Source organism: Luteimonas sp. A534, assembly GCF_054072805.1.
The window spans coordinates 144,466-170,802 of sequence record NZ_JBSVRR010000006.1; the positions used below are offsets into that span (position 1 = coordinate 144,466).

Annotated in this window: 22 protein-coding genes and 1 pseudogene; 12 read left to right on the forward strand and 11 right to left on the reverse strand. The window is 69.2% G+C overall.

The window, feature by feature from the left end:
* Positions 1–69 precede the first annotated feature (69 nt).
* A complete protein-coding gene (locus tag ACW5F0_RS13440) occupies positions 70–1,884 on the reverse strand; it encodes a DUF885 domain-containing protein (protein WP_456963979.1) in 1,815 nt (604 codons plus the stop codon).
* Between the two features lie 209 nt (positions 1,885–2,093).
* Here ACW5F0_RS13440 and ACW5F0_RS13445 point away from each other — a divergent pair, with 209 nt between their 5' ends.
* Complete coding sequence (locus tag ACW5F0_RS13445; RefSeq protein ID WP_456963980.1) at positions 2,094–2,825, forward strand: DUF4349 domain-containing protein; 732 nt, start codon at positions 2,094–2,096, stop codon at positions 2,823–2,825.
* Positions 2,826–2,861: 36 nt separating this feature from the next.
* Here the strand turns inward: ACW5F0_RS13445 and ACW5F0_RS13450 are convergent, their stop codons facing one another.
* Together ACW5F0_RS13450 and ACW5F0_RS13455 are read right to left on the reverse strand one after the other, a co-directional pair.
* Positions 2,862–3,158 (reverse strand): hypothetical protein, encoded by a 297-nt coding sequence (locus ACW5F0_RS13450; RefSeq protein WP_456963981.1) that lies wholly within the window; start codon positions 3,156–3,158, stop codon positions 2,862–2,864.
* Positions 3,159–3,266: 108 nt separating this feature from the next.
* On the reverse strand, positions 3,267–4,160 hold the full coding sequence (locus tag ACW5F0_RS13455; protein ID WP_456965223.1) for a peptidylprolyl isomerase: 894 nt from the start codon (positions 4,158–4,160) through the stop codon (positions 3,267–3,269).
* A 145-nt stretch (positions 4,161–4,305) separates the two neighbouring features.
* On the opposite strand from ACW5F0_RS13455, the gene ACW5F0_RS13460 reads away from it, so the two are divergent.
* The 3 genes from ACW5F0_RS13460 to ACW5F0_RS13470 are packed head-to-tail and all read left to right on the forward strand — an operon-like array spanning position 4,306 to position 7,873.
* Positions 4,306–4,686, forward strand: a complete 381-nt coding sequence (locus tag ACW5F0_RS13460) for a PadR family transcriptional regulator (protein WP_456999927.1) — start codon at positions 4,306–4,308, stop codon at positions 4,684–4,686.
* Positions 4,686–5,606: a sensor domain-containing protein gene (locus ACW5F0_RS13465; RefSeq protein ID WP_456963983.1), complete on the forward strand. Its 921-nt coding sequence runs from the start codon at positions 4,686–4,688 to the stop codon at positions 5,604–5,606. The genes ACW5F0_RS13460 and ACW5F0_RS13465 overlap by 1 nt, the downstream gene beginning before the upstream one ends.
* Entirely contained in the window at positions 5,603–7,873 is a 2,271-nt protein-coding gene (locus ACW5F0_RS13470) for a CocE/NonD family hydrolase (protein ID WP_456999928.1), read from the forward strand. Before ACW5F0_RS13465 ends, ACW5F0_RS13470 begins: the two co-directional genes overlap by 4 nt.
* Before the next feature lie 40 nt (positions 7,874–7,913).
* On the opposite strand, the gene ACW5F0_RS13475 is transcribed toward ACW5F0_RS13470, so the two are convergent.
* Both ACW5F0_RS13475 and ACW5F0_RS13480 read right to left on the reverse strand, forming a co-directional pair.
* Positions 7,914–9,215, reverse strand: a complete 1,302-nt coding sequence (locus ACW5F0_RS13475; RefSeq protein WP_456999929.1) for a polyhydroxyalkanoate depolymerase — start codon at positions 9,213–9,215, stop codon at positions 7,914–7,916.
* Between the two features lie 117 nt (positions 9,216–9,332).
* Positions 9,333–9,923 carry a class I SAM-dependent methyltransferase gene (locus tag ACW5F0_RS13480; RefSeq protein ID WP_456999930.1) on the reverse strand — a complete coding sequence of 197 codons (591 nt, stop codon included), beginning with the start codon at positions 9,921–9,923 and terminating at the stop codon, positions 9,333–9,335.
* 70 nt (positions 9,924–9,993) lie between these two features.
* On the opposite strand from ACW5F0_RS13480, the gene ACW5F0_RS13485 reads away from it, so the two are divergent.
* Complete coding sequence (locus tag ACW5F0_RS13485; protein WP_456963987.1) at positions 9,994–10,446, forward strand: CopD family protein; 453 nt, start codon at positions 9,994–9,996, stop codon at positions 10,444–10,446.
* A gap of 113 nt (positions 10,447–10,559) precedes the next feature.
* Here the strand turns inward: ACW5F0_RS13485 and ACW5F0_RS13490 are convergent, their stop codons facing one another.
* The gene (locus ACW5F0_RS13490) at positions 10,560–12,242 is read right to left on the reverse strand and encodes an alkaline phosphatase (RefSeq protein WP_456963988.1); all 1,683 of its coding nucleotides are present in this window, start codon (positions 12,240–12,242) and stop codon (positions 10,560–10,562) included.
* A 149-nt stretch (positions 12,243–12,391) separates the two neighbouring features.
* Between ACW5F0_RS13490 and ACW5F0_RS13495 the strand changes: the two genes are divergently transcribed.
* Entirely contained in the window at positions 12,392–13,663 is a 1,272-nt protein-coding gene (locus ACW5F0_RS13495) for a dicarboxylate/amino acid:cation symporter (RefSeq protein ID WP_456963989.1), read from the forward strand.
* A gap of 96 nt (positions 13,664–13,759) precedes the next feature.
* Here ACW5F0_RS13495 and bla read toward each other — a convergent pair whose 3' ends face one another.
* Positions 13,760–14,647, reverse strand: a complete 888-nt coding sequence (gene bla, locus ACW5F0_RS13500) for a subclass B3 metallo-beta-lactamase (RefSeq protein ID WP_456963990.1) — start codon at positions 14,645–14,647, stop codon at positions 13,760–13,762.
* Positions 14,648–14,788: 141 nt separating this feature from the next.
* On the opposite strand from bla, the gene ACW5F0_RS13505 reads away from it, so the two are divergent.
* Positions 14,789–16,186 carry a M16 family metallopeptidase gene (locus ACW5F0_RS13505; RefSeq protein ID WP_456963991.1) on the forward strand — a complete coding sequence of 466 codons (1,398 nt, stop codon included), beginning with the start codon at positions 14,789–14,791 and terminating at the stop codon, positions 16,184–16,186.
* Between the two features lie 11 nt (positions 16,187–16,197).
* Complete coding sequence (locus ACW5F0_RS13510) at positions 16,198–17,619, forward strand: M16 family metallopeptidase (protein ID WP_456999931.1); 1,422 nt, start codon at positions 16,198–16,200, stop codon at positions 17,617–17,619.
* Positions 17,620–17,688: 69 nt separating this feature from the next.
* On the opposite strand, the gene ACW5F0_RS13515 is transcribed toward ACW5F0_RS13510, so the two are convergent.
* The 3 genes from ACW5F0_RS13515 to ACW5F0_RS13525 form a co-directional block, all read right to left on the reverse strand.
* A complete protein-coding gene (locus ACW5F0_RS13515; protein ID WP_456963993.1) occupies positions 17,689–18,561 on the reverse strand; it encodes a bile acid:sodium symporter family protein in 873 nt (290 codons plus the stop codon).
* A gap of 148 nt (positions 18,562–18,709) precedes the next feature.
* Complete coding sequence (locus tag ACW5F0_RS13520; protein ID WP_456963994.1) at positions 18,710–19,366, reverse strand: C40 family peptidase; 657 nt, start codon at positions 19,364–19,366, stop codon at positions 18,710–18,712.
* A 110-nt stretch (positions 19,367–19,476) separates the two neighbouring features.
* A complete protein-coding gene (locus ACW5F0_RS13525) occupies positions 19,477–19,959 on the reverse strand; it encodes a C40 family peptidase (protein WP_456963995.1) in 483 nt (160 codons plus the stop codon).
* Positions 19,960–20,100: 141 nt separating this feature from the next.
* Between ACW5F0_RS13525 and ACW5F0_RS13530 the strand changes: the two are divergent.
* From ACW5F0_RS13530 to hutG, 4 genes and pseudogenes are all read left to right on the forward strand, one after another.
* Positions 20,101–20,580: pseudogene (locus ACW5F0_RS13530) on the forward strand (FKBP-type peptidyl-prolyl cis-trans isomerase); the annotation flags it as partial.
* 90 nt (positions 20,581–20,670) lie between these two features.
* Positions 20,671–21,921, forward strand: a complete 1,251-nt coding sequence (locus ACW5F0_RS13535) for an NAD(P)/FAD-dependent oxidoreductase (protein WP_456999932.1) — start codon at positions 20,671–20,673, stop codon at positions 21,919–21,921.
* Complete coding sequence (gorA, locus tag ACW5F0_RS13540; RefSeq protein WP_456999933.1) at positions 21,918–23,288, forward strand: glutathione-disulfide reductase; 1,371 nt, start codon at positions 21,918–21,920, stop codon at positions 23,286–23,288. The genes ACW5F0_RS13535 and gorA overlap by 4 nt, the downstream gene beginning before the upstream one ends.
* 17 nt (positions 23,289–23,305) lie before the next feature.
* Positions 23,306–24,085, forward strand: coding sequence for an N-formylglutamate deformylase (gene hutG, locus ACW5F0_RS13545; protein ID WP_456999934.1), 780 nt, complete (start codon positions 23,306–23,308; stop codon positions 24,083–24,085).
* Between the two features lie 191 nt (positions 24,086–24,276).
* On the opposite strand, the gene parE is transcribed toward hutG, so the two are convergent.
* Positions 24,277–26,166: a DNA topoisomerase IV subunit B gene (gene parE / locus ACW5F0_RS13550; protein WP_456999935.1), complete on the reverse strand. Its 1,890-nt coding sequence runs from the start codon at positions 26,164–26,166 to the stop codon at positions 24,277–24,279.
* Positions 26,167–26,337 lie beyond the last annotated feature (171 nt).

The following is a 26,337-nucleotide window of genomic DNA, read 5'->3' on the forward strand; positions in this document are numbered from 1 at the left end:
AGCGAGGCTGGATCGCAGCTATAGCTGCTCCCACAGGGGCGTAGCTGTGCTGCACCTACGGGGCTGCTTCTACAGGATGGGTTCGTCGAGGAGCAGCTGGCGGGCGAAGCGGACCGGCGGCGCGCCCGTCGCCAGCACGCTGTCGTGGTAGCGCTTCATGTCGAAGTCCGCGCCTTCCTTCTCTTCCACCGCGCGGCGCATGTCCATGTGCTCCTGCGCGCCAACGAAGTAGGTCGCAAGCTGCGTCGACGAGAGCTGCGCGCGGATCCACTTGCCCTCGGCTTCGCTCTCCTGCTGGAAGGTCTGGCGGACCATGAGGTCCATGGCCTGTTCCTTCGTCCAGTTGTCGACGTGGATGCCCTGGTCGAGGATCGCGTTGCCGACCGAGCGTGCGTAGAACTTCAGCTGCATCAGGCGGAACAGCGGGTCGTTGTCGAGGTAGCCGGCATCGGCGATCACGCGCTCGGTGTAGACCGCCCAGCCTTCAGCGAACGGGCCCGAGCGCAGCGCCGCACGCAGCGTCGAAGGATGCTGTGCCGAATGCGCGCCTTCCAGGTAGTGTCCCGGCATGGCTTCGTGGATGCTGAGGACGTGGATCATGCGCTTGTTGTACTCGCGCAGGAACGAAGTCACCTGGGCCTCGTCCCAACCGTCGGGAATCGGCGAGATCGCGTAGTAGGTGTCCAGGCCCTTGTCGAGCGGCCCCGGCGAATCGCAGTAGGCGACCGAGAAGCCGCGCTGGAACTCGGGCATCAGGATGATCTTCACCGGGTCGTCGGGCACGGTGACGATGTCGTGCTCGCGCACGAAGTCGGTGGCCACCTCGAGCGTGTACTTGGCGAAGTCGACCACCTCGTCGCGGCCGGGTCGGTCCTCGTTGGCCAGCTCCATCGCCGCCTCGATCGCGGCCTGGCGCTGGTCCTCGCTGGGCTGGTCGGGCGTGGCCGGCGCGCCTTCACGGTCCTTCAGCACGACCTTCGCGACGTCATACATCTCGTCACGCACGCGCGCCAGTTCGGCCTCGGCGCGGCGGCGGATCTCTTCGCGACCCAGGGATGAGTTCAGCGAGAAGCGCAGCTTCTGGTCGTAGCGCTCGGCGCCAATGCGGAACTCCCCCTTCGCGTTCGGCACCAGCGTGCCGTCAAGCCAGGCTTGGTGCTCCTCCACTGCGGGGCGCAGCGCGGCGATGGCGGCGTCAAGGCGCTCGCGGTCGGCTCCTTCGAGCTGGTCGGCGTTCGGGGTGATGAAGGTGTCGATCAGGGTGAAGATGCCCTTGTTCTGGCGGGCGACCGTCTCGGCGTGGGTCTTGGGCACGCGCGCCGGATCGAGGTTCTCGCGGGCCTGCGCGAGCAGTGCCGGGATCTTCTCCATGCGCGCGGCGGCGGACTTCATGCGCTCGGGGAGCGGCGCGAACTCGCGCGCCATCAGGCTGTAGATGGCGCCGCCCGCCAGGCCACTGTAGACCTGCGGATCCCAGGCCCAGCTCTGCATGGTTTCCAGATCCCACAGCGAGCCTTCCAGGGCGTTGCGCAGGATCAGCGCATCGACCTGGTTTTCGCGCGAGAGGACGGAGGCGTCGATGGCCTCAAGTTCAGCCAGCATGCCGCGCGTCCAGTCGGCGGACTTCTGCCGCCCCGCTGCGCTGAGGTCGTCGAGCTTGGCGTCGAAGCGGTGGTCGCCGATCTGGGTGGCCGATACCGGTGACAGCGCCAGGCCCTCGTCGAGGAAGCGCGCGGAGAGCGCGGCGAATGCGCGGTCCTGCTCGCTTGCAGCGACGGCGTCGGTCGACGTTGCCGCAGCCGCCGGTGACGTGGGGGCCGTCTGCCCCTGGCAGGCGGCGAGGGCGAGGGTGAGCAGGGATGCGGCGAGCAGCGGACGGGACATGCGGATCTCGGCTTGGTGGGGACGCGGCAGCATATGCCGGACGTCCGCGCCGCGCACGGGTCGATGGGTTACCTTTCGCTGGACTGGGGAGAAGGGGGATCGAAACCATGAATGGACAATCATGTTCCAGACCGCTTGGAGGCGCTGCGCGCACGCTGTGGCTTGCAGCCTGCCTGACCCTGCTCGCGGCCTGCAGTGACAAAGTGCAGTTGGACACCGGGTCCGCGCGCGAGGCTGCGGTGGCCGCGGCCGACGCGGGCAAGGCCGGTGGCAACGACCTGGCAGCCTACCTGGCCTATGAGCACACCGTCGGCATCTCGCTGCCGGCGGCCGGCATTTCCCCGCGCGTGGCAGCGCTGCAGTCTGCGTGCGGAGAAGCGCGCTTCGGGCAGTGCGTGGTGCTCAACGTCTGGCAGCAGGGCGGCGACCATCCCGGCGGCAGCATCGGCATGCGCATCGTGCCCGCGGGCGTGGAGCCGATGATCGCGCTGGCCAGTGAAGGCGCTGAAACCGGCAGCCGCTCCACCCGTGCCGAGGACCTGGCCGTGGTCGTCCGCGACAACGCGCTCGCGCAGGAGCGCCTGCGCAAGGAGCTGGAACGCCTGAACGGCTTCCAGGCGCGGCGCGACCTTGCAGTGGCGGACATGATCGCGCTGTCCGAGCGCATGGCCGCCACCGAAGCGCAGCTGGAGTCCGCCGAACGCGACGCCGCCCAGCACCGCCGCCGCATCGATACCCAGCTGCTGACGTTCAACTTCAGCGCCACCCGGACCCAGGAGGCGCAGGGCGAGGTCACCCGCGCGTTCCGTGACTTCGGCGGCATCCTCGCCACGGGCACCGCCTGGATGATCCGGGCCACCGCGTTCCTGCTGCCGCTGCTGGTGGTGCTGGGCGTGCTGGTGGCGCTGGTCCGCCGCTGGCGCAGGCGCCGCCGCGGCTGAGTAGTCGAGCCGACGCGTGGTCGGGGTGACGCGGCTTCAGCCTTCGTCGTCCTCGTCGAACTCGACCAATGCATCCAGGTCGAAGGCCAGCGCCTCCACCGCTTCGCGCACCTTGCGCGCGGTGGAGGCGTTCGGTGCGTCGATCTCGATGGTGTGGCCCTGCGGGCCGCTCACGTCACTGAGGCCGGCGGAGCTGGAGTCGGCGTCGTCGAGCTGCGGCATGAGGTCGTCGACCTCTTCCACGTGCTCGATCCCTTCCAGGCTCTGCAGCAGGTTGATGACGGCGCGCGCGGTGTCGTCGCTGCCGGTGAGTCGGATGCGGAGCATGACCATCGTGGGGTCCTCTGGAAGGTCTGCGGGTCGGCGGGTCGGCGGGGGAGGGGCGAACCCCGCTTGCAGGCTAGGAAGCCGCCGGCAAAGACCGCGTGACGGTTCCGGCGTTCATTCCGCGATGCGCACCGGCACGCTGATGTTGCACAGGTCGATGTGGCCGGCAGGCTGCAGGTACCAGTCGTCGCGACGGTTGCGGCGCGACTCGACCACGGCGTCGAACAGTGGCGTGTCGGTGCGCAGCACGCGGACGTCGCTGCGTTCGCCTTCCGGCACTTCGGATGCCAGGCGCACGGCCTTGATCGGCACGCGCTGCGCCGCTTCTTCATGGAAGCCCAGCGGGCCGGTGCCGCGCGGCACCACGCTCAGCAGCTCCATGCCCTGGAGCACCCGGCCGACCTGGGTGATGTTGCGGTCGAGCTGGCGCGGTGCCTGGCCGATGACCACGTAGAGCTCGGTGCCGTTGCTGGAATCGGCGGCCATGTCGCGGCCGGCGCCGAGGGTGCCGTAGCAGTGCGCCATCCAGGCCTGGCCCGCGCCCGGGTCGCGCGCGGCAGGGAAACCCTCGGCGAAACCGGTCTCCGGCGCCCAGCCGTCGCGATCCGGAAGTGCGTGGAAGGCGAGACCTTCCGTGGGACGTGCGAACTCGGCCGGCAGCGTTGCTTTCGCACTGCCGATCGGCTTCGGCGCCCCGCCCTCGTCGGTGATGTCGCCGAACTGGACCACGAAATTGTCCTGCGAGCGGTAGATCGTCAGCCCGTCCCAGAAGCCTTCCTTCGCCAGGGTCTGGATGTTGGCGACGTGTTCGGGGGCGAAGGCAGGGGCCAGCTCGATCACCACGCGGCCGCCGGCCAGCTCCATGTAGAGCGTGTTGGCCGGGTCGGGGCTGCGCCAGTCGGTGGGGAGCGAGGCGTCGAGCAGCTCCTGCGTGGTCTTCGGGCGTTCGGCTTCGGCCGTGGTGGCGTGGTCCTGGGTCGCGGTCGCCGTGGCGGTGGCGCAGAGCATGGAAATGAACAGGGACAGGCGGCGAAAGCGGTGGTCTGGGCGCACGTCGGAACTCCGGTCGGGTTCCCACGATTGTTGCCGATCCGGTGGGTGGGCTGACTATCGGCACATTCACTATATGCAGGTTCGCAATAGCATCCGTTCCATGAGCGATCGACCGCCCCCGCCGGACACCGAAGCCGCCCTGCGCAAGTTCCAGCGCGAGCTGAGCACGGGCACCGTGGCGCTGGCACTGCTTGCGGTGCTGTCGCGCGCGCAGGAGCCGATGTACGGCTACCAGATCGCCAAGACCCTGGAGCGCTTCGGCGACGGTGTGCTCAGCGGCAAGCAGAGCGCGCTGTACCCGGTGCTGCGCAACCTGGAGGGCACGGGGCTGCTGGCCAGCCACGTCGGACCGTCCGATGCCGGCCCGCCGCGGCGCTATTACGAGATCACCGACGCAGGGCACGCCACCCTGCGCGAATGGGCCGCCGCCTGGCGCGCCACCCGCGATTCCGTCGACACCGTTCTGGAGGGAACCCCGTGATGAACACACTGCCGCGCACCATCCCCGAGTACCTGGAGCAGCTGCGGCGCTCCCTGGCCGGCGCCGACCCGGCGATGATCCAGGACGCGCTGTACGACGCCGAGGAATACCTGCGCTCCGAGCTTGCGGAGAACCCCGGCAAGTCCGAGGCCGAGGTCATCGCCGCGGTCGCGTCGAGCTACGGCGCGCCGGACGAAGTGGCCGACATCTACCGCGACACCGAGGTGACGGTGCAGACCGCGCTGCGATCCCCGGCACCGCCGCGGCGCAAGTCGGCGCTTGGCCGGTTCTTCGGCGTGGTGGCGGATCCGCGCACGTATGCGTCGCTGTTCTACATGGTGCTGGCGCTGGCCACCGGCATCTTCTACTTCACCTGGGTGGTGGCCGGCTTTTCAACGACGGCCGGCCTGTCGATCACGATCGTGGGCATCCCGCTGCTGATCCTGTTCTTCGGCTCGGTGCGGGTGCTGTCCCTGGTGGAAGGACGGATCGTGGAAGTGATGCTCGGCGAACGCATGCCGCGGCGCCCCCTGTACACCGTGCGCGGGCGCAGCATCTGGCAGCGCATCGGCGACATGTTCACCGACCCGCGCACCTGGAGCACGATGCTGTACTTCCTGCTGATGCTGCCGCTGGGTATCGTCTACTTCACGCTGGCCACGACCCTGCTGGTGACCGGAATCACCCTCGTGCTCGCGCCGATCGCGACCTGGACCGGCGTGGGCGAAACCTGGCTGGAAGCCAATGATGTCGTCCTGGTGGGCATCAACAACGTGCCGATCGACGGCTGGGGGCTGGTGCTGATGCTGGTCATCGGCGTGCTGCTGCTGTTCGCCACCCTGCACCTGGCGCGCGTCATCGGCCGCGGCCATGGGCTGCTGGCCAAGCACCTGCTGGTGAAGACGGCGCAATATTCATGATGGTCAGGGCGGTACGCGCATGTTTATTCCTCGGCTTGGCACTGGCATGTGGCATCGCGCTGGCATCGGGGCCGCGGTTCGCGTTCACGCTGCCGCCGGATGTCGACGATGCCGGCATCGGGAGGGCGGTTGCCAAGCTGTCGAAAGACGTCCTGTCGGCCCGCGAGGAAGGAAGGCTGCAGGTGTCTGCGACCGGTCTCGCGCACCTGCGCATCGCAGCCGGTCAGGACCACGAGGCGGTAGATGCCATCCGGGACGTGATGGCTGGCCTCGTTTCGCAGGGCGAACACGAGCGCCCGCGACGCTGGGTGCCCTATCTGCTCCATGCACAGGCGCGGGCGGACCGGCGGCAAGGGCTCGACAAGGCGTATTCCACGGCGTTCGAGAGCTACTTCGGGAAGCTGGACGATCTTGAAGCGCAGCGCACCCAGTACTGGTTTGGTGGCTCCCTCGAGCGTGCGAGGGCCGATCTCCGAGAGTCCGCGTCGCAGCTGGGGGATATGGCGGAGGTCACGCTGGACGATGCCCTCGGCCTCGCACGCCGGCAGGCCTTCGTGGACGCACTTGCCGCGGCTGCGACGGCCGGTGCCTTGATCGCCGCGGATGAAGAGGCGCGCTATCTCGTAGACGAGGACGTGCTGATCCCTGCGCCGGACGGCGCCACCCTGTCCGCAGTGGTGGTGCGGAGCCGCAAAGCCACGTCGCCACTGCCGGCCGCAATGGTGTTCACGATCTACACCGAGCCCGAATCCAACCGTGCGACGGCCTTGCAGGCGGCCGCGCACGGTTACGCAGGCGTGGTGGTGGATGCGCGTGGAAAGCGGTTGAGCGACGACGCGATCCGTCCATACGAGACAGAAGCCGACGATGCCGCCGCAGCGGTCGAATGGATCGCAGGGCAGCCATGGAGCGACGGCCGCGTGGCGATGTATGGGGGCAGCTATTCCGGGTTTGCCGCGTGGGCGGCTGCCAAGCGCATGCCCCGGGCGCTGAAGACCATCGTGCCGTACGCGGCGGCGATACCGGGCCTCGGCCTGCCGATGGAGAACAACGTCTTCCTGCTTGCGAACTATGGATGGCCGTTCCATGTCGCCAACAACCGGCTCCTGGACGATGACACCTACTTCGACCGCGAGCGCTGGCAACGCTTGCCGCTGGCCTGGTACGGGAGCGGGCGGCCATACCGCGAAATCGACCGGGTGGACGGCACGCCGAACCCGTGGCTGCAGCGGTGGCTCTCGCATCCGGCCTATGACGCCTACTGGCAGGCGATGGTGCCCTATGGCGATGAGTTCGCGCGCATCGACATCCCGGTGCTGTCGATCACCGGCTACTACGATGACGGCCAGATCTCGGCGCTGCAGTACTTCAAGGAACACCTGCGGCACCGTCCGGGCGCAGAGCACTACCTGCTGATCGGGCCCTACGACCATTTTGGCGCGCAGGCGCCGATGAAGCCACGCAGCGTGGGTGGCTACGGGATCGATCCCGTCGCGCAGTTCGACACGCACGAAATCACGTTCCAGTGGCTGGACCATGTGCTCCGCGGCGGGCCGCGCCCGGCCCTGCTGCGCGACAGGGTCAACTACCAGCTGATGGGCGCCGACGAGTGGCACAGCGCGCCGTCGCTGGAGGCTGCGGCAAGGGTGAGCGTGTTTCACCTTTCCGGTGCGGCATGCGGACCATACCGGTGCCTGTCGCGCACGGCCGGAGCAACGCTACCGCTGGCGCAGGTCGTCGACTTTTCCGACCGCACGACACAGAACCATGGCTACTACCCGGATCCCGTGGTGCGCGACCAGCTGGAACTCGGCAGCGGCTTCGCCTTCGCCTGCGCACCGTTCGCACGGCCGACCTCGGTGGTCGGCACGTTCTCGGGCGCGCTCAAGGTGCGCATCGACAAGCGCGACTTCGATTTCAGCGTGTCGCTCTATGAGCTGAAACCCGATGGCGCCACCATGCAGTTGTCCTACTACGTCGGTCGGGCGAGCCATGCCCGTGACATGACGCACCGCGAACTGCTGGTTCCCGGCGAATGGACCACGGTTCCGTTTGAACGCACCCGCATGACGGGGCGCAGGATGGAGGTTGGCAGCCGCCTGCTGGTGGTCGTGGATGTGTTGAAGGATGCATGGCACCAGGTGAACCTGGGCACCGGAAAGGACGTCAGTGACGAATCCATCGCCGACGCGGGCAAGCCGCTGACAATCGAATGGCACCCGGACAGCCTCGTCCGCGTGCCGTTGCACGAGCAGCCCGGCGGGTAACGCCGCCCTCCCCGGGGACCGAGTGGCTCGGCGGGATGCGTCAGTGCTTCGAGGACTGCTTGCGTGCCGTCTTGCGCACGACGGGCTTTCCTGCCGGCACTGCATCGTGCTTCGCGATGAAGTCGCGCACCTGCGGATACACCTGCGTGCGCCAGCGGCGGCCGCTGAAGATGCCGTAATGGCCGGCGCCATCGACGGTCAGGTGTTCGCGGTCGCGTTCGGCAACGCCGGTGCACAACACGTGCGCGGCACGGGTCTGGCCGAGGCCGGAGATGTCGTCGAGCTCGCCCTCGATGGTCATCAGCGCGCAGCCCGTGATCGCCGCCGGGTCGACGCACTCGCCGGCCACGTCCCAGGCGCCGCGCGGCAGCAGCTGCTCCTGGAACACCACGCGGATGGTGTCGAGGTAATAGTCGGCGGGCATGTCGAGCACGGCGTTGTATTCGTCGTAGAAGCGGCGGTGCGACGCGGCGTCTTCGAGGTCGCCCTTCACCAGGTCCTGGTAGAAGTCCCAGTGCGACATGAAGTGGCGCTCGGGGTTCATGGCCATGAACCCGGTGTGCTGCAGGAATCCGGGGTACACGCGGCGGCCGCGGCCGGGATAGTTCTGCGGCACCACCTGGATGACGTTGTTCTCGAACCACGACAGCGGCTTCGTGGTGGCGAGGTTGTTGACCGCGGTCGGCGACTCGCGGGTGTCGATCGGCCCGCCCATCATCACCATCGAGCGCGGCACCGGCTCGCCGCGCGCGGCCATCAGCGAGATCGCCGCCAGCACCGGCACGGTCGGCTGGCAGACGCTCATCACGTGCAGGCGTTCGGCGCCGATGTGGCGGATGAACTCCTGGATGTAGGCGATGTAGTCGTCGAGCGTGAACGCGCCCGCTTCCTTCGGCACCATGCGCGCGTCGATCCAGTCGGTGATGTAGACCTTGTGGTCGGGCAGCAGGGTGCGCACGGTGTCGCGCAGCAGGGTGGAGTGATGGCCTGAGAGCGGCGCCACCACCAGCACCGTGGGCTGGTCCTTCATGCCGAGGATGTTCTGCGCATCGTCGGTATAGCGCTTGAAGCGCAGCAGGCGGCAGAAGGGCTTGTCGAGCGCCACCTTCTCCACCACCGGCACGTCGTGGCCGTCCTTGACCACCTGGTGGATGGCAAAGGGCGGCTTCTCGTAATCCTTGCCGATGCGGTGCAGGAGTTCGTTGGTGGCGGCCACGCGGGCCGCGCCCGGAAGCGAGGACAGCCAGGTGCCCTCGATGCCGAAGATCTTCGCGTTCGCCTGCGCCAGCTCGGTGAAGGGCGCAAGCAGGTTGCGATTGAATTCGTGCAGTTGGTACATCATCGGCGGAGGTGGCCCCTGTTCCTGACGCGCTGCAGCATAACGCAGCGGGCCGTGAGCAACAGGTGGCCATTGGTCATAGCCTCACGGCCACGTTCAGGCGGGGCCCGCCCCGCCGTGTCAGGCCAGTTCAAGGGCCGTCGCCCCGGCCGCCAGCCCGGGCGAGAGCCAGCAGTGGGACCCGAGGGCCCGGAAGCCCACGGCCTCGAAGCGCTTGCGATAGAAGCTGCCCGGGCGGCCGATGAACCCGTGCTCGTCGCCCTCGGCCGCGTCCTCGCGGGCGAAGGTCTCGAGGAAGGCGACGCCGCCGCACAGCTCCGCCAGGCCCGGCAGGCCGCGATCGATCTCGCGCGCCTGCAGGTAGTGCAGGACGTCGCTGCACACCACCAGGTCGGCCGGCGTGCAGGGGCGCAGCTCGGCGAAGTCGGCGAAGCGCGCGTGGTGCAGGTTGCGGCGCGCACCGTGGCGCTCGATCGCGTACTGGCTGCTGTCGAACCCGATGTACTGCGCCTTGGGCCGCAGTTTCAGCAGCGGAGCGCGCCAGGCGCCTTCGCCACAGCCGATGTCGAGCACGGTCCGGATCGGGCGTTCAAGGTGGTACTCCGCGGTGGCCACCGCCAGCGCCACCTTGCGCGCCAGCCGCTGCCGCCCGCCGATGCCGCCGCCGCGGTACCAGCGGTCGAAATAGTCCTGGTCGTAGGTCTTGTCCATGGGCGGGCACGATACCGGCTGCGGCGCCCGCCGTGCGATCCTGTAGACAACTACATAGGGGCGGGAAGCAATGCAGAGCTATATCTGGATCAAGTCGTTGCACATCGTGTTCGTGATGGCCTGGGTAGCCGCGGCGTTCTACCTGCCGCGCATCCTGATCAACATCGTCGAGGACGGCGGCAACGCCGCGGTGCGCGACCGCCTGGTGCTGATGGGCCGGCGGCTGTACCGCTTCGGCCATGTGATGTTCGGGCTCGCGGTGGTCGCGGGCCTGGTGCTGTGGATGGGCTACCGGGTGATTCCCGACTTCCCGACCATGGTCGGCAGCGGCACCGGCTGGCTGCACGCCAAGCTGCTGCTGGTGGCGGTGATGTTCGCGATGTACATCGTCGAGGGTCGCCAGCTCAAGGTCGCCGCACGTGGCGGCGCGATGCCGTCCACGAAGATGCTGCGCATCCGCAACGAGATCCCGGTGCTGATCCTGCTGGTGGTGGTGTGGCTGGTGCTTGCGAAGCCGTTCTGACCCGCTCGGTCGGTGGAGTCACTTTGATGTGATTGTGGTTGTGGGGGCGGCTACAGCCGCGATCGGCCCGGTATCGCGGCTGTAGCCGCTCCCACAGGGTTCCCGCAGATGGATCAGTGGGCGGGGGGCTGCACCTTCGGGAGTTCCACCGGCACGCCTGATGCGTCGCAAACGCCATTCGCGCACAGCTGCCCGCGCAGCGTCGGCGTGGCCTGCACGATCACGTGGTAAATCACGTTCTGCTCCAGCGTGCCGCGGAACGCGGCGCTGCCAGGGCCGCGCGCCCAGATGCCGACGTCTTCGCCGCCGTGGGTTTCCGACGCCAGCGGCACCATCGCTTCCTGCATGTAGTCGGGATCGGTGGTGTCGACGTCGGTGAGGTCGGGGCGGCCGGTGGATGGCCGGGTGTCACGGGCGGCGTGGAAGTGGCGCTTCGGGCCCTGGGGCTGGCTGGCGCTGGCGCCGGGATAGCCGGGGCCGTTGGCATAGCTGAGGGTGGTGTAGGGCAGGCCAAGGGCGTCGCGCGCGGGGCCTTCGCCGCCCTCGTGCACCTTGCCCAGGATCGGGTTGCCGCGCTGCGGATAGCCGACGAAGTTGAGCACGTGCGAGTGGTCGGCGGTGACCACGATCAGCGTGTCGTCGGCCGAGGTCATGTCGACCGCGGCCTGCACGGCGCGTGACATCGCCACGGTCTCGTCCAGGGCGCGGTAGGCGTTGCCTTCGTGGTTGGCGTGGTCGATGCGGCCGCCTTCCACCAGCAACACGTAGCCCTGGTCGTTCCCCGCCAGCGATTCGATCGCGAAGCGGGTCAGGGCTTCGAGATCGGGCTCGCCTTCGGGGCCGCGGTCGCGGTCGTGCTCGTACTGCATGTGGCTCAGCTCGAAGAGGCCCAGCACGGGCGACGTGCCGCGCGCGGCCTCGAACTGCTCGCTGGTGTGGACGAACGCACCCCCGGGATGCAGCTCCAGCCACTCCGCGACCAGGTTGCGGCCGTCCTTGCGCTTGCCGCGCACGCCGGGCATCACTTCTTCGTTGGGCAGGAACTCGCGGGCGCCGCCGGCGAGCACGATCTGCGGACCGCCGCGTTCGCGGGCGAAGTCGAGGAACTGGCTGGCGATGTCGCTGCAGCCGGCCTCGCGCGCGGCGTCGGGCAGCGAGGCGTCGCTCTCCCAGTTGCGGTTGGGCACGTGGGCATAGGTCGCGGCGGGCGTGGCGTGGGTCAGGCGCGCGGTCGTGACGATGCCGGTGCCCATGCCGGCGTCGGCGGCCAGCGCCAGCCAGCCCTGCAGGCGGTTGCCGCGCGACTGGGCGCAGTCGTTGTGGCCGCCGGCGCTGACGCCGATCGCACCGATGTGGGTTTTCACGCCGGTGGCGATGGCGGTCATGGTGCCGGCCGAATCCGGGGTCTGGGCATCGGTGTTGTAGGTCTTGGAAAACGCCGTGGCCGGGAACTGCTCCCAGGCCAGCAGGTGTTCTTCGCCCGGGTTGCCGGCGCGCTGGCCGGCGAAGATCCGCGCCGCGGCCACCGTGGTCAGGCTCATGCCATCGCCCAGGAACACGATCACGTTCTTCGCGCGCCCGTCCATGGCGCCGTTGCCGGCCGCACGCGCGGCGCCGCTGCGGTACCACCAGGCGGGGGTCTCTCCCTCGGGGTGCGCGACCGCCGGGACTTCGACGTGGATCGCGCCCATGGCGGTGGAAGCGGCTGGCGCGGGAGCGCGGGTGGCGGGGACGGCACAGGCTGCGGCAAGGCAGGCGCACAGGACGGGAAGGGACAAGCGGAGCGTGCGGGTCATGGGTCTGTCGAGCGTCCTGCGGCCGGATGAGGTATTCATTATGACCGGCGCACAGCGTCCCGAAGATGACACGTCGGCGTTCCGCCACGGCGGTCGTCGCCACAGCGGCCATCGGCTAAGGTGCGTCATTGCCCCTCCCCTGGACGCCGATGAAGCTCGTCTCCGCGTGGTTGAAGATCCCGTTCTGGCAGCGCGTCGCCGCGGGCTTCGTGCTGGGTGCGCTGGCCGGCTGGGCGTTCGGGCCCGCCGCCGGCGTGTGGTTCAAGCCCCTGGGCGACGTCTACGTCAACCTGATCCGGATGATCGCGACGCCGCTGGTGTTCTTCGCCGTGGCCAGCGCGATTTCGAGCCTGCACGGGCAGAAGTCGATGGCCTCGCTGGGCGGGCGCACCTTCGCCTGGTTCGCGATCACCGCCGTGCTTGCGGTCTGCGTCGGGCTGGGCGTCGGCCTGGTGCTGCAGCCCGGCATCGGCGTGAGCGGCCTGGTGGTGGCGCCGGACTACGTGGTCCGCGACGTGCCCGGCCCGGTGCAGGTGCTGGTGGACGTGGTGCCGACCAACCCGTTCCGCGCCCTGACCGAGGGCAGGATCCTGCAGGTGATCTTCTTCGCGGCGCTGCTCGGCTTCGCGCTGGTCAAGCTGGGCGAGCGCACGCAGCGCCTGCGCGCGCTGATGGCCGAAGGCAGCGAGGCGATGATCCAGGTCACCCGCTTCGTGCTCGAGATGACCCCGCTGGGTACCTTCGGCCTGATCGCCGCGCTTGTGGGCACCTACGGCTTCGAGAAGCTGCTGCCGCTGGGCAGCTACATCGGCGCGCTGTACCTGGCCTGCGCGATCCACATCGTGTTCGTCTACAGCAGCCTGCTGCTGGCGCACGGGCTCAGCCCGCTGAAGTTCTTCCGCGGCGCGGCGCCGGCGATGCAGGTGGCGTTCGCGGCCTCGTCGAGCTTCGCCGCGCTGCCGGCCAGCCTGCGCAGCGCCACCCACAACCTCGGCGTCGACAAGGACTATGCGGCCTTCGCGGTGCCGCTGGGCGCGAGCGTGAAGATGGACGGCTGCGGCGCGATCTATCCGGCGCTGACCGCGGTGTTCGTGGCGCAGTACTTCGGCATCGAACTGGACATGTCGCAGTACTTCATCATCCTGCTGGCTTCGGTGCTGGGCAGCTTCGGCACCGCCGGCGTACCCGGCACCGCGATCGTGATGGTCACCCTGGTGCTGAGCGCCGCAGGCCTGCCGCTGGAAGGCATCGGCTACCTGGTCGCCATCGACCGCATCCTCGACATGATGCGCACGATGACCAACGTCACCGGGCAGGTGCTGGTGCCGGTGCTCGTGGCGAAGCAGACAGGGATCCTCGACGAAGAGGTGTACGCGGCCGCATCAAGCAACGTCGGGCTGGAGTCTCAGACGGAGCGGTAGGGCCGCTGCCTGGCAGCGGAGCGTTGTCGTGTGGGAGCAGCCATGGCTGCGATCGCCGATCGGGATCGCAGCCATGGCTGATCCTGCAGGGGCGGGTTACCGAAGGGCTTCGCGCTCGGCCTGGAGCTGGGCGTCGAAGCTGCGTTCGGCCTGGTCGGCATACCCGGCGCAGTCCATCGGCTTCGATGCCGCGGGATTCACGTAGTCGCGGCCACTTGAGCCCGGGTGCGGCGTCAGCAGCACGTCGCAGGGCAGGGCCCGGACCACGTCGAAGCTGCGGCGATAGTCGTCGACGATGCGCGGGTATCGCGGGTTGTCCACCAGCTGGTAATCCGGCGCGCTCAGGCTGTCGGCATAGGCGATGCGCACGGGGCTGGCGCCCTCGCGGTCGGTCCAGGTCCAGGCCATGCTGCCCGGCGTATGCCCGGGCATGAAGTGCACGGTGAAGCGCATGCCGCCGAGTTCGACGACTTCGCCGTCCAGCAGCAGGCGGTCGACCTGCACCGGCGGGTAGACGATGGCGTCGCCGAAGTGGATGTCGTCGCTGCCACCGCGCGCCAGCAGCACCGCGGACTCCGCGTTGGCGGCCACGCGCGCACCGGTGCGCCGGCGCAGCTCGGCGAGCGGGCCGACGTGGTCGGCGTGGGCCTGGCTGAGGAGGATCAGCTTCAGGTCGGCCGGTGCCACGCCCAGGTCGGCCATGTGCTGCAGCAGCATGTCGGCCGCCTGCGGCATGCCGCCGTCGATCAGCACTGCGCCGTCCGTGGTTTTCACCAGGAGCGCGCTGAGGTTGGCCGTACCGATGTGCCAGGTGTTGTCTGCGATCTTCACCGGCGCGATCGGCTGCCGCCAGCTGTCATGGACGGTATAGGCCTTCAGCTGCGGCAGCGGTGGCTCGGCGGCCGTGGCGCACATCGTGGGCAGGATCCCCAGGGCGAGCGCCAAAGCGGAGACGGTGGGGGCGGACAGGCTGCTTGGGGACATGTGTCTGGATGCTCCGGCGGGGCGTCGAGTATCGCCGATGATCCCTGGCGTGTTCGGCCGCTCCCGGACATGACTTCTGGCCGGCACTGCGCGGAACGGCCCGGGGTAAGGTGATGCGTTGTCCACACGGGAGAGGGCCTCATGAAGCTGTACTGGCACACGGCAGGGCTGTGCGCGCTGCTGTTCGCGGCGCCGTCGTTCGCCGCTGACACCGACCGCTGGGACATCCCGGTGGCGACGAAGGTCCTCGACAACGGCCTGACCGTGGTCGTGTCCGAAGACCGCAGCGCGCCGGTGGTTGGCGTGAGCGTGGTCTACGGCATCGGCATGCGGCTCGAGCCGCGCGACCGCACCGGCTTCGCGCACCTGTTCGAGCACCTGATGTTCGAAGGCTCCGCCAACGCGCCCGAGGGCGTGTTCGACCGCGTGATCACCGGCGGCGGCGGCCGCAACAACGGCTCCACCCGCGCCGACTTCACCAACTACATCGAGATCGCGCCCTCGTCGGCGATCGAGCCCATCCTGTGGCTCGAGGCCGACCGCATGCGCATGCTGGACTTCAGTGAGAGCACGCTGAAAAACCAGCAGGACGTGGTGAAGGAAGAGATCCGCAACAACGTGCAGAACCAGCCCTACGGCGGTTTCATGTGGATCGACATCGGCCAGCACGCGTTCCAGAAGTGGGAGAACAACCACGACGGCTACGGCAGCTTCGAGGACCTGGAAAACGCCGACCTCGATGACGTCAAGGCGTTCCACCGCGACTTCTACGGCCCCAACAACGCGATCCTGTCGCTGGCCGGCGACATCTCTCCGGAAGAGGGCTTCGCGCTGGCCGAGAAGTACTTCGGCGACATCGCCTCGCGTCCCACGCCGCCGGCGCCGGACTTCAGCGAAGGCCTCAACACCAAGGAAACGCGCCTGCAGCAGGGCGACAAGCTGGCGCAGGTGCCTGCCATCGCCGTGGCCTGGAAGATGCCCGACCGCGGCAGCGCCGACCAGGCGCCGATGGCGGTGCTCGGCGCGCTGCTCGCCAACGGCGACGCTTCGCGGCTGTACCAGGGTCTGGTAAAGGGACGCGAGCTGGCGCTCAACGTCGACTCGCTCTACGGCCTGACCAGCGAGTGGGAATATGATGGCCCGACGCTGTTCACCGTGTTCGCGCTGTACAAGCCGACCACCGACGCCGACGCCATGCTGGCCGCGATCGACGAGGAGATCGCGCAGGTCGTCGCCGAAGGCGTCGACGACGCCACGCTCGCACGCGTCAAGACCCGCATGCTCGCCGACTGGTACAACGGCCTGGAGTCCTTCATCTCCCGCGCCGACGCCCTGGCCAAGCTGCAGCTGATGTGGGACGACGCCGAAGTGGTCAATCGTATTCCCGGCTGGATCGACGCCGTGACCTCGGCCGACGTGCAGCGCGCCGCGCGCACCTACCTGACGCGCGACAACCGCACCGTCATCGACCGCAAGCCGGAGGCCATGCTGCAGGCCGCTGCCGCCACAGACGCCACCACTGACGCGACCACGGATTGAAGGAGACGACCATGACCCACTTCAAGCACACGCTGCTCGCCCTGGCCGTTTCCGCGCTCGCCTGCGGTGCCGCCGTCGCCGGCCCGTCGGCCGACCTCCCCAAGGACCTGCCGCCCTACGCGGCCGACAAGCCGCTGCCGGTGCCCGGGATCGAAAAGAAGACCCTGGCCAACGGCCTCGAGGTCTGGGTGGTGCCGCGCGACGGCATCCCGCGCGTGGATTACGTGCTCGCGGTGCGCAATGCCGGCTACGTCGCCGATGCGCCCGATGCGCCCGGCTTCGCATCGCTGATGGCGGGGCTGCTGACCGAAGGCACCGCTCAGCGCGATTCGCGCGAGATCGCCGAGTTCGCCCAAGCCCAGGGCGGCGGCGTCGGTGCCTCGGTCAGCAGCGACGGCGCGCTGGTCTATGGCAATGCCCTGGCCGCCAACGCCGGCCCGATGCTGTCCCTGCTCGCCGAGGTGGTCCGCACGCCGGCCTTCCCCGACAGCGAGGTCAAGCTCGCGCAGGCCAACGCCCTGCAGGCACTGAAGGCGGCCGAAGCGCAGCCGGGCTTCCGCGCCAATCGCGCGCTGCTGTCGGCGGTCTACGGCGACCACCCGTATGCACGCACCCAGCAGACCGAAGCCTCGATCATGGCGGTCACGCCTGCGGCACTGCGCAGCGAGCACCAGCGTCGCTTCCATCCCGACCGCAGCCTGTTGGTGGTGACCGGCCGGATCGACGCCGACGACGCCTTCCGCCTGGCGGAGCAGGCCTTTGGCGATTGGGATGCCTCCGGCGTGGCCGATGTCCCCGCCACGCCGGCCGCGCCGCGCGATGCCAAGGCGCAGCGGCTGCTGCTGCAGCGCGACGGCAGCGTGCAGTCGACGCTGCGCCTGGCGAGCCCCGCGGTCGCGGCCACCGATCCCGACGCGATCCCGCTGCAGCTGGCGGGCACCGTGCTGGGCGGCAGCTTCTCCAGCCGCGTGATGCAGAACCTGCGCGAAGAAAAGGGCTACACCTACGGTGCCCGCGCCGGCCTTGCGACCTCGGCCGAGGGCGGCCTCGTCAGCGGATCCGCCGACGTGCGCAACGAAGTCACCGGCGCATCGCTGACCGAGTTCTTCAAGGAATACGCGCGCATCGGCAGCGAACCGGTGCCCGCCACCGAGCTCGACGACACCAAGCGCTACGTGGCCGGCGGCTATCTGATCGGCAACCAGATGCAGGCCTCGGTGGCGGCCACGCTGGCGTCGAACTGGCTGGTCGGGCTGCCATCGGAATACCTCGGCGAGTTCGTGCCCAAGGTCCGCGCGGTGGGCGCGGACCAGGTGCAGGCGATGGCGGCGAAGTACTTCGCACCGGAGCGCCAGAGCATCATCGTGGTGGGCGATGGTGGGGCGATTGCGGAGCAGCTGGCCGAGTGGGGCGAGTTCCAGAACGTCGAATAGACCCGACCCTCTTCCCTCGCTCCGCGGGGCACCTTCCCCCGCAAGCGGGGGAAGGGAGTCGTGGTGGGCTTACGCGGGCACCGGCACTCCGCGGGGCCGGTTGAGCCAGTACGCGAACGCGCCCGCCGTAAAGAACATCAGCAGGCTGTAGACCGCCGCGGGAATCGACATCGCCGGGTTGCCGAGTACGTTGAGGCCGATGAAGATCGCCAGGGTGCCGTTGTGGATGCCGATCTCCATCGAGATGGCGATCGCCTGCGGCCGCGGCAGCCGCAGGGCCAGCGGCGCGGCGTAGCCGGTGCCCAGGCTGGCGAGGTTGAACAGCAGGCAGGCCAACCCGACCGTGGCGATCGAGGCCAGCAGCACCTCGTAGGACTGCGCCACCGCCACCGCCACCAGCAGCGCCAGCACCAGCACCGAGAGCAGCCGCAGCGGCTTGGTCGAGGCCGCCGCGAACGCCGGCGCGAAATGCCGCACCGTCATGCCCGCGGCCACCGGCAGCAGGATGATCACCGCGACCTCGAGCACCTTCGACACCGGCGGCTGCACGTATTGCCCGGCGCCCATGAAGAATTCCAGCGAGAGGTTGAGGATCACCGGCAGGGTCAGCAGGCAGAGCAGGCTGTTGATCGCCGTGAGCGTGATATTGAGCGCGACGTCGCCGCGCGCGAGGTGGCTGTAGATGTTGGCCGTGGCACCGCCCGGCGAGGCCGCCAGCAGCATCAGTCCCACCGCGAGTTCCGCTCGCAGGCCCAGGCCCAGCGCCAGGCCGAACGCCACCCAGGGCAGCAGCAGGGTCTGGAGGCCGAGGCCGACGAGGACGGCTTTCGGGTAGCGCCCGACGCGCCTGAAGTCCTCGATCGTGAGGCCCATGCCAAGCCCGAGCATGATCACGCCCAGCGCCAGAGGCAGGAGCAGGTTGGTCAGTAAAGAAGCCTGCATCGGTATCCCTTCCGTCCCGGTATCGAATCTGGTCGAGCTTCGCCTGCCGTCCCCGTGTCGTGCACGCCGCGCTGCAGCGCGGCCGGGCCGGACACGAAAAAGGCCGCCCGGGGGCGGCCTTCGATGCAGCGGCGTGCGAGGGCGTGCCTCAGCTGTCGAGGCCTTCGACCCGGCGCGCCTGCAGGAACCTGCCGGCCCAGTAGCCGGTGTCCAGGCGCGACACGGTGACGTCACGGCCGGTGCGCGGGGCGTGCACGAACTGGCCGTCGCCGACGTAGATGCCGACGTGGTCGACGCGCTTGCCGCGGCGGCCGAAGAACACCAGGTCGCCTGCGATCAACGCCGCGCGATCGACCTTCTCGCCGTTGCTCGCCATCTCGCGCGACACGCGCGGCAGTTCGATGCCCAGGGCGGTGCGGAACACGTAGTTCACCAGGCCACTGCAGTCGAAGCCGGAGTCCGGCGAGGTGCCGCCCCAGCGGTAGGGCGTGCCAAGCAAGCCCTTGGCGCGGCGGAGCAGGGCCTGGATGCGGCTGGGGGGCTCGGTGGCGTCAGACGCGGGGGCCCCGGCCTCGATCAGCTGGTTGACGTCGGCCGCGCTCAGCATGTCGCGGTCGGGCGCCAGCAGGCTGCCCACCAGGGCCAGGCTGGTGGAGCCGCCCAGCATCTGGTCGGCCGAATCCGCTGCCAGCGGGGCCGCCAGTACAGGCGCCGCGGCAAACGACAGCAGGATCGTGAAAAGGATGGAATGCGCCCGTGGTGCGGTGCGGCGGCGATGAGATTCGATGGGTGCGGAAAAAGTCACGCAGTCTTCACAAGTCAGAGCAGCAGCGCAGGATGGTGACCGACCGGGTTGCCTGATTTGTTAACTTTTCGTAAGTTCGACGTGAATCGGCCGTGATCGGTGTCCCCGATTCAGCGCAGGATCCGTTTCGCGCCGCTGTAGTTGCGCCGCCAGTAGCTTCCGTCCAGGTGATCCAGTCGCACGGTGCCACCGGTGCTGGGGGCGTGGACGAAGCGGCCCTCGCCGACGTAGATCCCGACGTGGGACACGTTGCCACCGCTGCCGAAGAACACCAGGTCGGCCGTCGCCAGCTTCTGCGGCTCGATCCGCGGCCCCTGGTAGGCGGCGAGGTCGCGGGAAGTGCGCGGCAGCTTCAGGTCGAGCATGTCGCTGTAGACGTAATTGACCAGGCCGGAGCAATCGAAGCCGCCTTCGGGCGTGTTGCCACCGTAGCGATAGGGCGTGCCGACCAGGCTGATGGCGCGCATCAGCACCGCGTTCGCGGCCGCGGGGTCGACCGGCGTGACCTGCGGCCACTCACGCTCGCCGACGACAACGGGCCGGGGCTGGGCGGGGCGGACATCGTCCCGGCCGCAACCCGCTGCAAACAGCATGGCCGCAAGCCCCGCGATCGCGATTGGCGCACGGCGGCCCGTGTCTGGATAATGCGTGGTCTTGCCCATCGGCCGGCATCTTGGCCGACCACCCGCCTTCCTTACAAGCGGCCGCGTGCCGCGCCATCGGATCCACAGCCCATGAAGATCGAGAAAGACCGCGTCGTCCGCTTCCACTACACCGTGTCCGAACAGGGCGGCGAGCCGGTGGAAAGCTCCAAGGACAACGGCCAGCCGCTGGCCATCCTGCACGGCCACGGCAACATCATCCCGGGCCTGGAGAAGGCGATGGAAGGCCACGTCGCCGGCGACAGCTTCAGCGCCGACGTGCCGGCCGCCGAGGCCTATGGCGAGCGCCGCGACGGTCTGACCCAGCGCGTGCCGAAGAAGCACTTCGGCGGCCAGAAGCTGTCCGTTGGCGACCAGGTGGTGCTGAACACCAACTTCGGTCCGCGTGCGGTCACGATCGAGAAGATCGGCATGAGCGTGGTCGATGTCGACCTGAACCACCCGATGGCCGGGAAGGCCCTGCACTTCGACGTCGAGATCGTCGACGTGCGCGAGGCCCAGCAGGTCGAGATCGAGCACGGCCACGTGCACGGCGAGGGCGGCCACGACCACGGCGACGCCGGCCACGGCGAGCCCGCCGCCGACGCGGGCGAAGACGCCGCCAAGGCCGACTGACGGCCAGCGCGCCGCTACACTTTCGCCATGGACGAACGCGTCGATGTAGTGGTGGTGGGTGGCGGCGTCATCGGGCTGTGCACGGCGCTGTGCCTGGTCGAAGCCGGGCGCAGCGTGCGCGTGCTGGAGGCGAAGACCGTCGGCAGCGGCAGTTCGCACGGCAACTGCGGCACGCTGACGCCCAGCCACGCCGCGCCGCTGGCCGCGCCCGGCGCGATCAGCCAGGCGCTGCGCTGGATGCTGACGCCGGACGCCCCGTTCTACGTTGCGCCGCGGCTGGACCCGGGCCTGTGGCGCTGGCTGTTCGGCTTTGCCCGCCGCTGCAATGCCCGCGACTGGCGCACGGCGCTGGTCGCGCGCGCGGCCATCCTCAACGATTCGATCGCCGCCTATCCCGACTGGGTGGCGCGCCATGCCCCGAACGCGGAATACGCATCTGACGGCGTGGACTACCTCTACCAGACCGCGTCCGGGTTCGATGCGGGCGCGCGCGACCTCCCGCACCTGGCCGAAGTCGGCATCGCCGCCGAAGTGATCGACGGCGGCGAATACGAGCGCTCGGATCCCGCCCTGAAGGCGGGCCTGCATGCCGTGATCCGCTTCCCTGGCGACGCCAGCCTGCGGCCCGACCGCTATGTCGAGGGCCTGGCCAGTTCCCTGCGCGCGTCAGGCGGCGTGATCGAAGACGGTTGGGAAGTGCAGCGCATCGACGAGGACGCGGACGGCGTGGTGGTGCACGGCAGCCGCGGCACGGTGCGCGCGCGCGACGTGGTCCTCGCCACCGGTGCCTGGTCGCCCACGCTGATGCGTTCGGCGGGCCTGGGCGCGCTGCCGGTGCAGCCGGGCAAGGGCTATTCGATCACCTACGACCGGCCGGCGCTGGTGCCGCGGCGCGCGCTGTCGCTGCACGAACCCGGCGTCTGCGTCACCGCGTGGGGCAGCGGGTACCGGCTGGGCAGCACGATGGAATTCTCCGGCTACAGCACCAGCCTCAACCGCCGCCGGCTCGATGCGCTCGAGCGCGGCGCCGCCAGCTTCCTGCACGAGCCCGTGGGCGCGGTGAAGCACGAGGAGTGGTACGGCTGGCGCCCGCTGAGCATCGACGACGTGCCGATCATCGGCCGCGTGCCGGGGCGTCGTCACGCCTGGATAGCGACAGGGCACGGCATGCTCGGCGTCAGCATGAGCCCCGGCACCGGACAACTCGTCTCCGACCTGATCTGCGGTCGCGAACCGCGGATCGATCCCGCCCCGTACTCCCCGGCGCGCTTCCGGTGAGCGCCGCGCGCCGCCTGCACGTCGACCTGGTCGTGGTGGGTGGCGGCTCCGGAGGGCTGGCCGCGGCTTTCCGCGCCGCCAACCATGGCGCGCGCGTGGTGCTGCTCGAACCGGGCGAACTCGGCGGCACCTGCGTCAACGTCGGCTGCGTGCCGAAGAAAGCAATGTGGCTGGTCGCCGACCTGGGTGCGCGCATCGCGCTGGCGCCGGCGCTGGGGTTTCCGGTACAGCCGGCCTGCCCGGACTGGAAGACGCTGGTCGCAAGCCGCCAAGGCTACATCGCCAACATCCACGCCAGCTACCGCAAGCGCCTGGACGAGGCCGGCATCGCGCTGCTGCCCACGCGCGGCCGCCTGGCCGGCGACGGCCTGGTGGAGTGCGATGACGGCACCCAGGTGCAGGCGGAGCACATCCTGCTGGCGACCGGCGGCCGGCCGGTCAGGCCCGACATCCCCGGCGCCGGGCTGGGCATCGACTCCGACGGCTTCTTCGCCCTGTCGGCGGCCCCAAAGCGGGTGGCGATCATCGGCGGCGGCTACATCGGCGTCGAGCTGGCCGGGGTGATGCAGGGACTTGGCAGCCAGGTGGAGCTGTTCGTGCGCGGGGACGGCCTGCTCAAGGGCTTCGATCCCGACGTGCTCGAACGCCTGCAGGGCAACATGCACCAGTCCGGCATCGCGCTGCATTTCGGCTATTCGCTGGCGGCGCTCGAAGCCGCAGGCAGCGACGACGGCGTGCGCCTGCGCGAACAGGATGGCGACGCGGGCGAGCCCTTCGACGCCGTGGTCTTCGCCACCGGGCGCCGCCCGAATACCGATGGCCTCGGCCTTGATGCCGCCGGCGTGCGCGTCACCGCGGATGCCCGTGTCGAGGTCGACGACTTCCAGTCCACCAGCGCCGAGCGGATCTACGCCGTCGGCGACGTCACCGGTCGCCTGGCGCTGACGCCCGTGGCGATCGCCGAGGGCCGGCGGTTGATGGACCGCGTGTTCGGTGGCGACCCCGATGCCCGCGTCGACCATGTCAACGTCCCCACGGTGGTGTTCTCGCATCCGCCGCTGGGCAAGGTCGGGCTGACCGAGGCGGAGGCGCGGGAGCGCTTCGGAGGCGATGCCGTGAGCTGCCACCGCACCACTTTCCGCCCGATGCTGCACGCGCTGGCCGACGTGCAGCAGCACAGCATGTTCAAGGCCGTCTGCGTGGGCGAAGAGAAGCGCGTGGTCGGCCTGCACCTGGTGGGCGAGGCCGCCGACGAGATCCTGCAGGGGTTCGCGGTGGCGGTGAAGATGGGCGCGACGCTTGCGGACTTCCACGCCACCGTCGCCATCCATCCCACCAGCGCCGAAGAGATCGTGCTGCTGCGCTGAGCGGTTAGGATCGGGGGATGGAGACCTTCACCCTGCACCGCGGCAGCGCGCCGCTGCTCGTCAGCCTGCCGCACGACGGCACCCATGTCCCGGATGCGATCGCACAGCGCCTGACCGCCAGCGCGCGCGGCGTGCCCGACACCGACTGGCACGTGGCGCGGCTGTACGACTTCGCGCGCGATCTCGGCGCCTCGATCCTGGTGCCGACGCATTCGCGCTACGTGGTCGACCTCAACCGCGGCGAAGACGACACCTCGCTCTATCCCGGGCAGAACACCACCGGCCTGTGCCCGGTGCGGCAGTTCAATGGCAGCGCGGTCTACCTTGAAGGCCAGGAACCCGCGCCCGGGGAGGTCCTGCAGCGCGTCGACGCGTACTGGCGGCCCTACCACGCGGCGCTGCGCGGGGAGATCGATCGCCTGAAGCAGGCGCACGGCCGCGTGGTGCTGTGGGAAGCGCACTCGATCCGCGGCGAGCTGCCCTGGCTGTTCCCGGGCCGCCTGCCGGACCTCAACCTCGGCACCGCTGGAGGCGCCAGCTGCTCACCGGAGCTGGCACAGCGCCTGGCGCTGGTGCTGGCGAAGCAGGACGGCTACGACTGGGTCGCCAACGGCCGCTTCAAGGGCGGCCATATCACGCGCCATTACGGCCGGCCCGAACAGGGTGTGGAGGCCGTGCAGCTCGAGATCGCGCAGCGTGCCTACATGAACGAAGCGACGTTCGATTGGCTGCCGGAGAAGGCTGCCGCGCTGGAACCGGTGCTGCGTGCGCTGCTGGAAGCCGCGCTGCGGGCCTGAACCTGGGGCCTTGCCGCCGTTCTTGTGGGAGCAGCTGCCGCCGTCCTTGTGGGAGCAGCTATAGCTGCGATCGGCGCACACTCCAGTCACGGTTATCGCAGCTATAGCTGCTCCCACAGGGTCACGGTTATCGCAGCTATAGCTGCTCCCACAGAGTCACGTTTGCTCCCGCGGGGGCCGTGTGCGCGGCGTCAGACCTCCAGCGAAGCCAGGTCGCCCTTTTCCTCCAGCCAGGACTTGCGATCCGACGCGCGCTTCTTGGCCAGCAGCATGTCCATCAGCGAGCGCGTCTGGTCGGCGTCGTCGATGGTCAGCTGGACCAGGCGGCGGGTGTCGGGGTGGATCGTGGATTCGCGCAGCTGCGGCGGGTTCATCTCGCCCAGGCCCTTGAAGCGGGTCACGTTGACCTGGCCCTTGATCTTTTCTCGCGCGATCTTCTCCAGCAGCAGGCGCTTTTCTTCCTCGTCCAGGGCGTAGAACACCTGCTTGCCGATGTCGACGCGGTACAGCGGCGGCATCGCCACGAAGATGTGGCCGGCGCGCACCAGCGCGGGGAAGTGGCGCAGGAACAGCGCCGCCAGCAGGGTCGCGATGTGCAGGCCGTCGGAGTCGGCGTCGGCCAGGATCACGACCTTGCCGTAGCGCAGGCCGGAGATGTCCTCCTTGCCCGGGTCGCAGCCGATCGCGATGGCGAGGTTGTGCACTTCCTCCGACGCCAGCACGCTGGTGGACGCGACCTCCCAGGTGTTCAGGATCTTGCCGCGCAGCGGCAGGATCGCCTGGAAATCCTTGTCGCGGGCCTGCTTGGCGGAGCCACCCGCCGAATCGCCCTCGACCAGGAACAGCTCGGTGCGCGACAGGTCCTGGCTGATGCAGTCGGCCAGCTTGCCCGGCAGCGCCGGGCCCTGGGTGACCTTCTTGCGGGTGATCTGCTTCTCGGTCTTCAGGCGCGCGCTGGCGCGGTCGATCGCGAGCTGCGCGATCTTCTCGCCGAGCTCCACGTGGCTGTTGAGCCAGAGGGTGAACGCATCCTCGGCGGCGCCCTCGATGAAGCCCGCGGCCTGGCGCGAGCTCAGCCGCTCCTTGGTCTGGCCGCTGAACTGCGGGTCGCTCATCTTCAGGCTGAGGACGAAGGACACGCGGTCCCAGACGTCTTCGGGGGCCAGCTTCACGCCGCGCGGCAGCAGGCTGCGGAACTCGCAGAACTTGCGCAGCGCGTCGGTGAAGCCCGAGCGCAGGCCGTTGACGTGGGTTCCGTGCTGCGTCGTCGGGATCAGGTTGACGTAGCTTTCCTGCACCAGCTCGCCGTCGGGGATCCAGGCCGCGGCCCAGTCCACGATCTCGGTGTCCTTTTTCAGGCTGCCGAGGAACAGGTCCGGCGGCAGCGCCTCGCGCCCGGTGAGCTCGCCGGCCAAGTAGTCGCGCAGGCCGTCTGCGTAGTGCCATTCGTTGCGCTCGCCGCTGGCCTCGTCGAACAGGGTCACGGTCAGGCCGGGGCAGAGCACCGCCTTGGCGCGCAGCAAGTGGCGCAGCGCGCGCAGGCTGAACTTCGGGGTGTCGAAATACTTCGGGTCGGGCCAGAAGCGCAGCCGGGTGCCGGTATTGCGCTTGCCGACCACGCCCACGACCTCGAGCCCGCTGGCCGGGTCGCCGTCGCGGAAGGCCATGCGGTACTCGTTGCCGTCGCGCTTGATGTGGATCTCGACCAGGGTCGACAGCGCATTCACCACGCTCACGCCCACGCCGTGCAGGCCGCCGGAGAACGCGTAGTTGCGGTTGCTGAACTTTCCGCCCGCGTGAAGCCGGGTCAGGATCAGCTCGACCCCCGGCACTTTTTCCTCCGGATGGATGTCCACCGGCATGCCGCGGCCGTCGTCGGAGACCTCGCAGCTGCCGTCCTTGAACATCGTCACCGCGATCGCGCGCGCGTGGCCGGCCAGGGCCTCGTCCACCGCGTTGTCGATGACCTCCTGCGCCAGGTGGTTGGGGCGGGTGGTGTCGGTGTACATGCCGGGCCGGCGCTTGACCGGATCCAGGCCGGACAGGACTTCGATGTCGGCGGCGTCGTAGCGTGAACTCATCGGGCGCGGGCAGGGACTGCGTGGGGAGGGAAGCCGACCAGAATGGCGGCCTGCCAGGAGCCGGTCAAGGCAGGTGTCACGACGGTCAAGGGCCTCGCGGCTGTAGCCGCTCCCACGGGCGGCCGGCCCCTCAGCCTGTGGAAGCGGCTCCCTGTGGGAGCGGCTACAGCC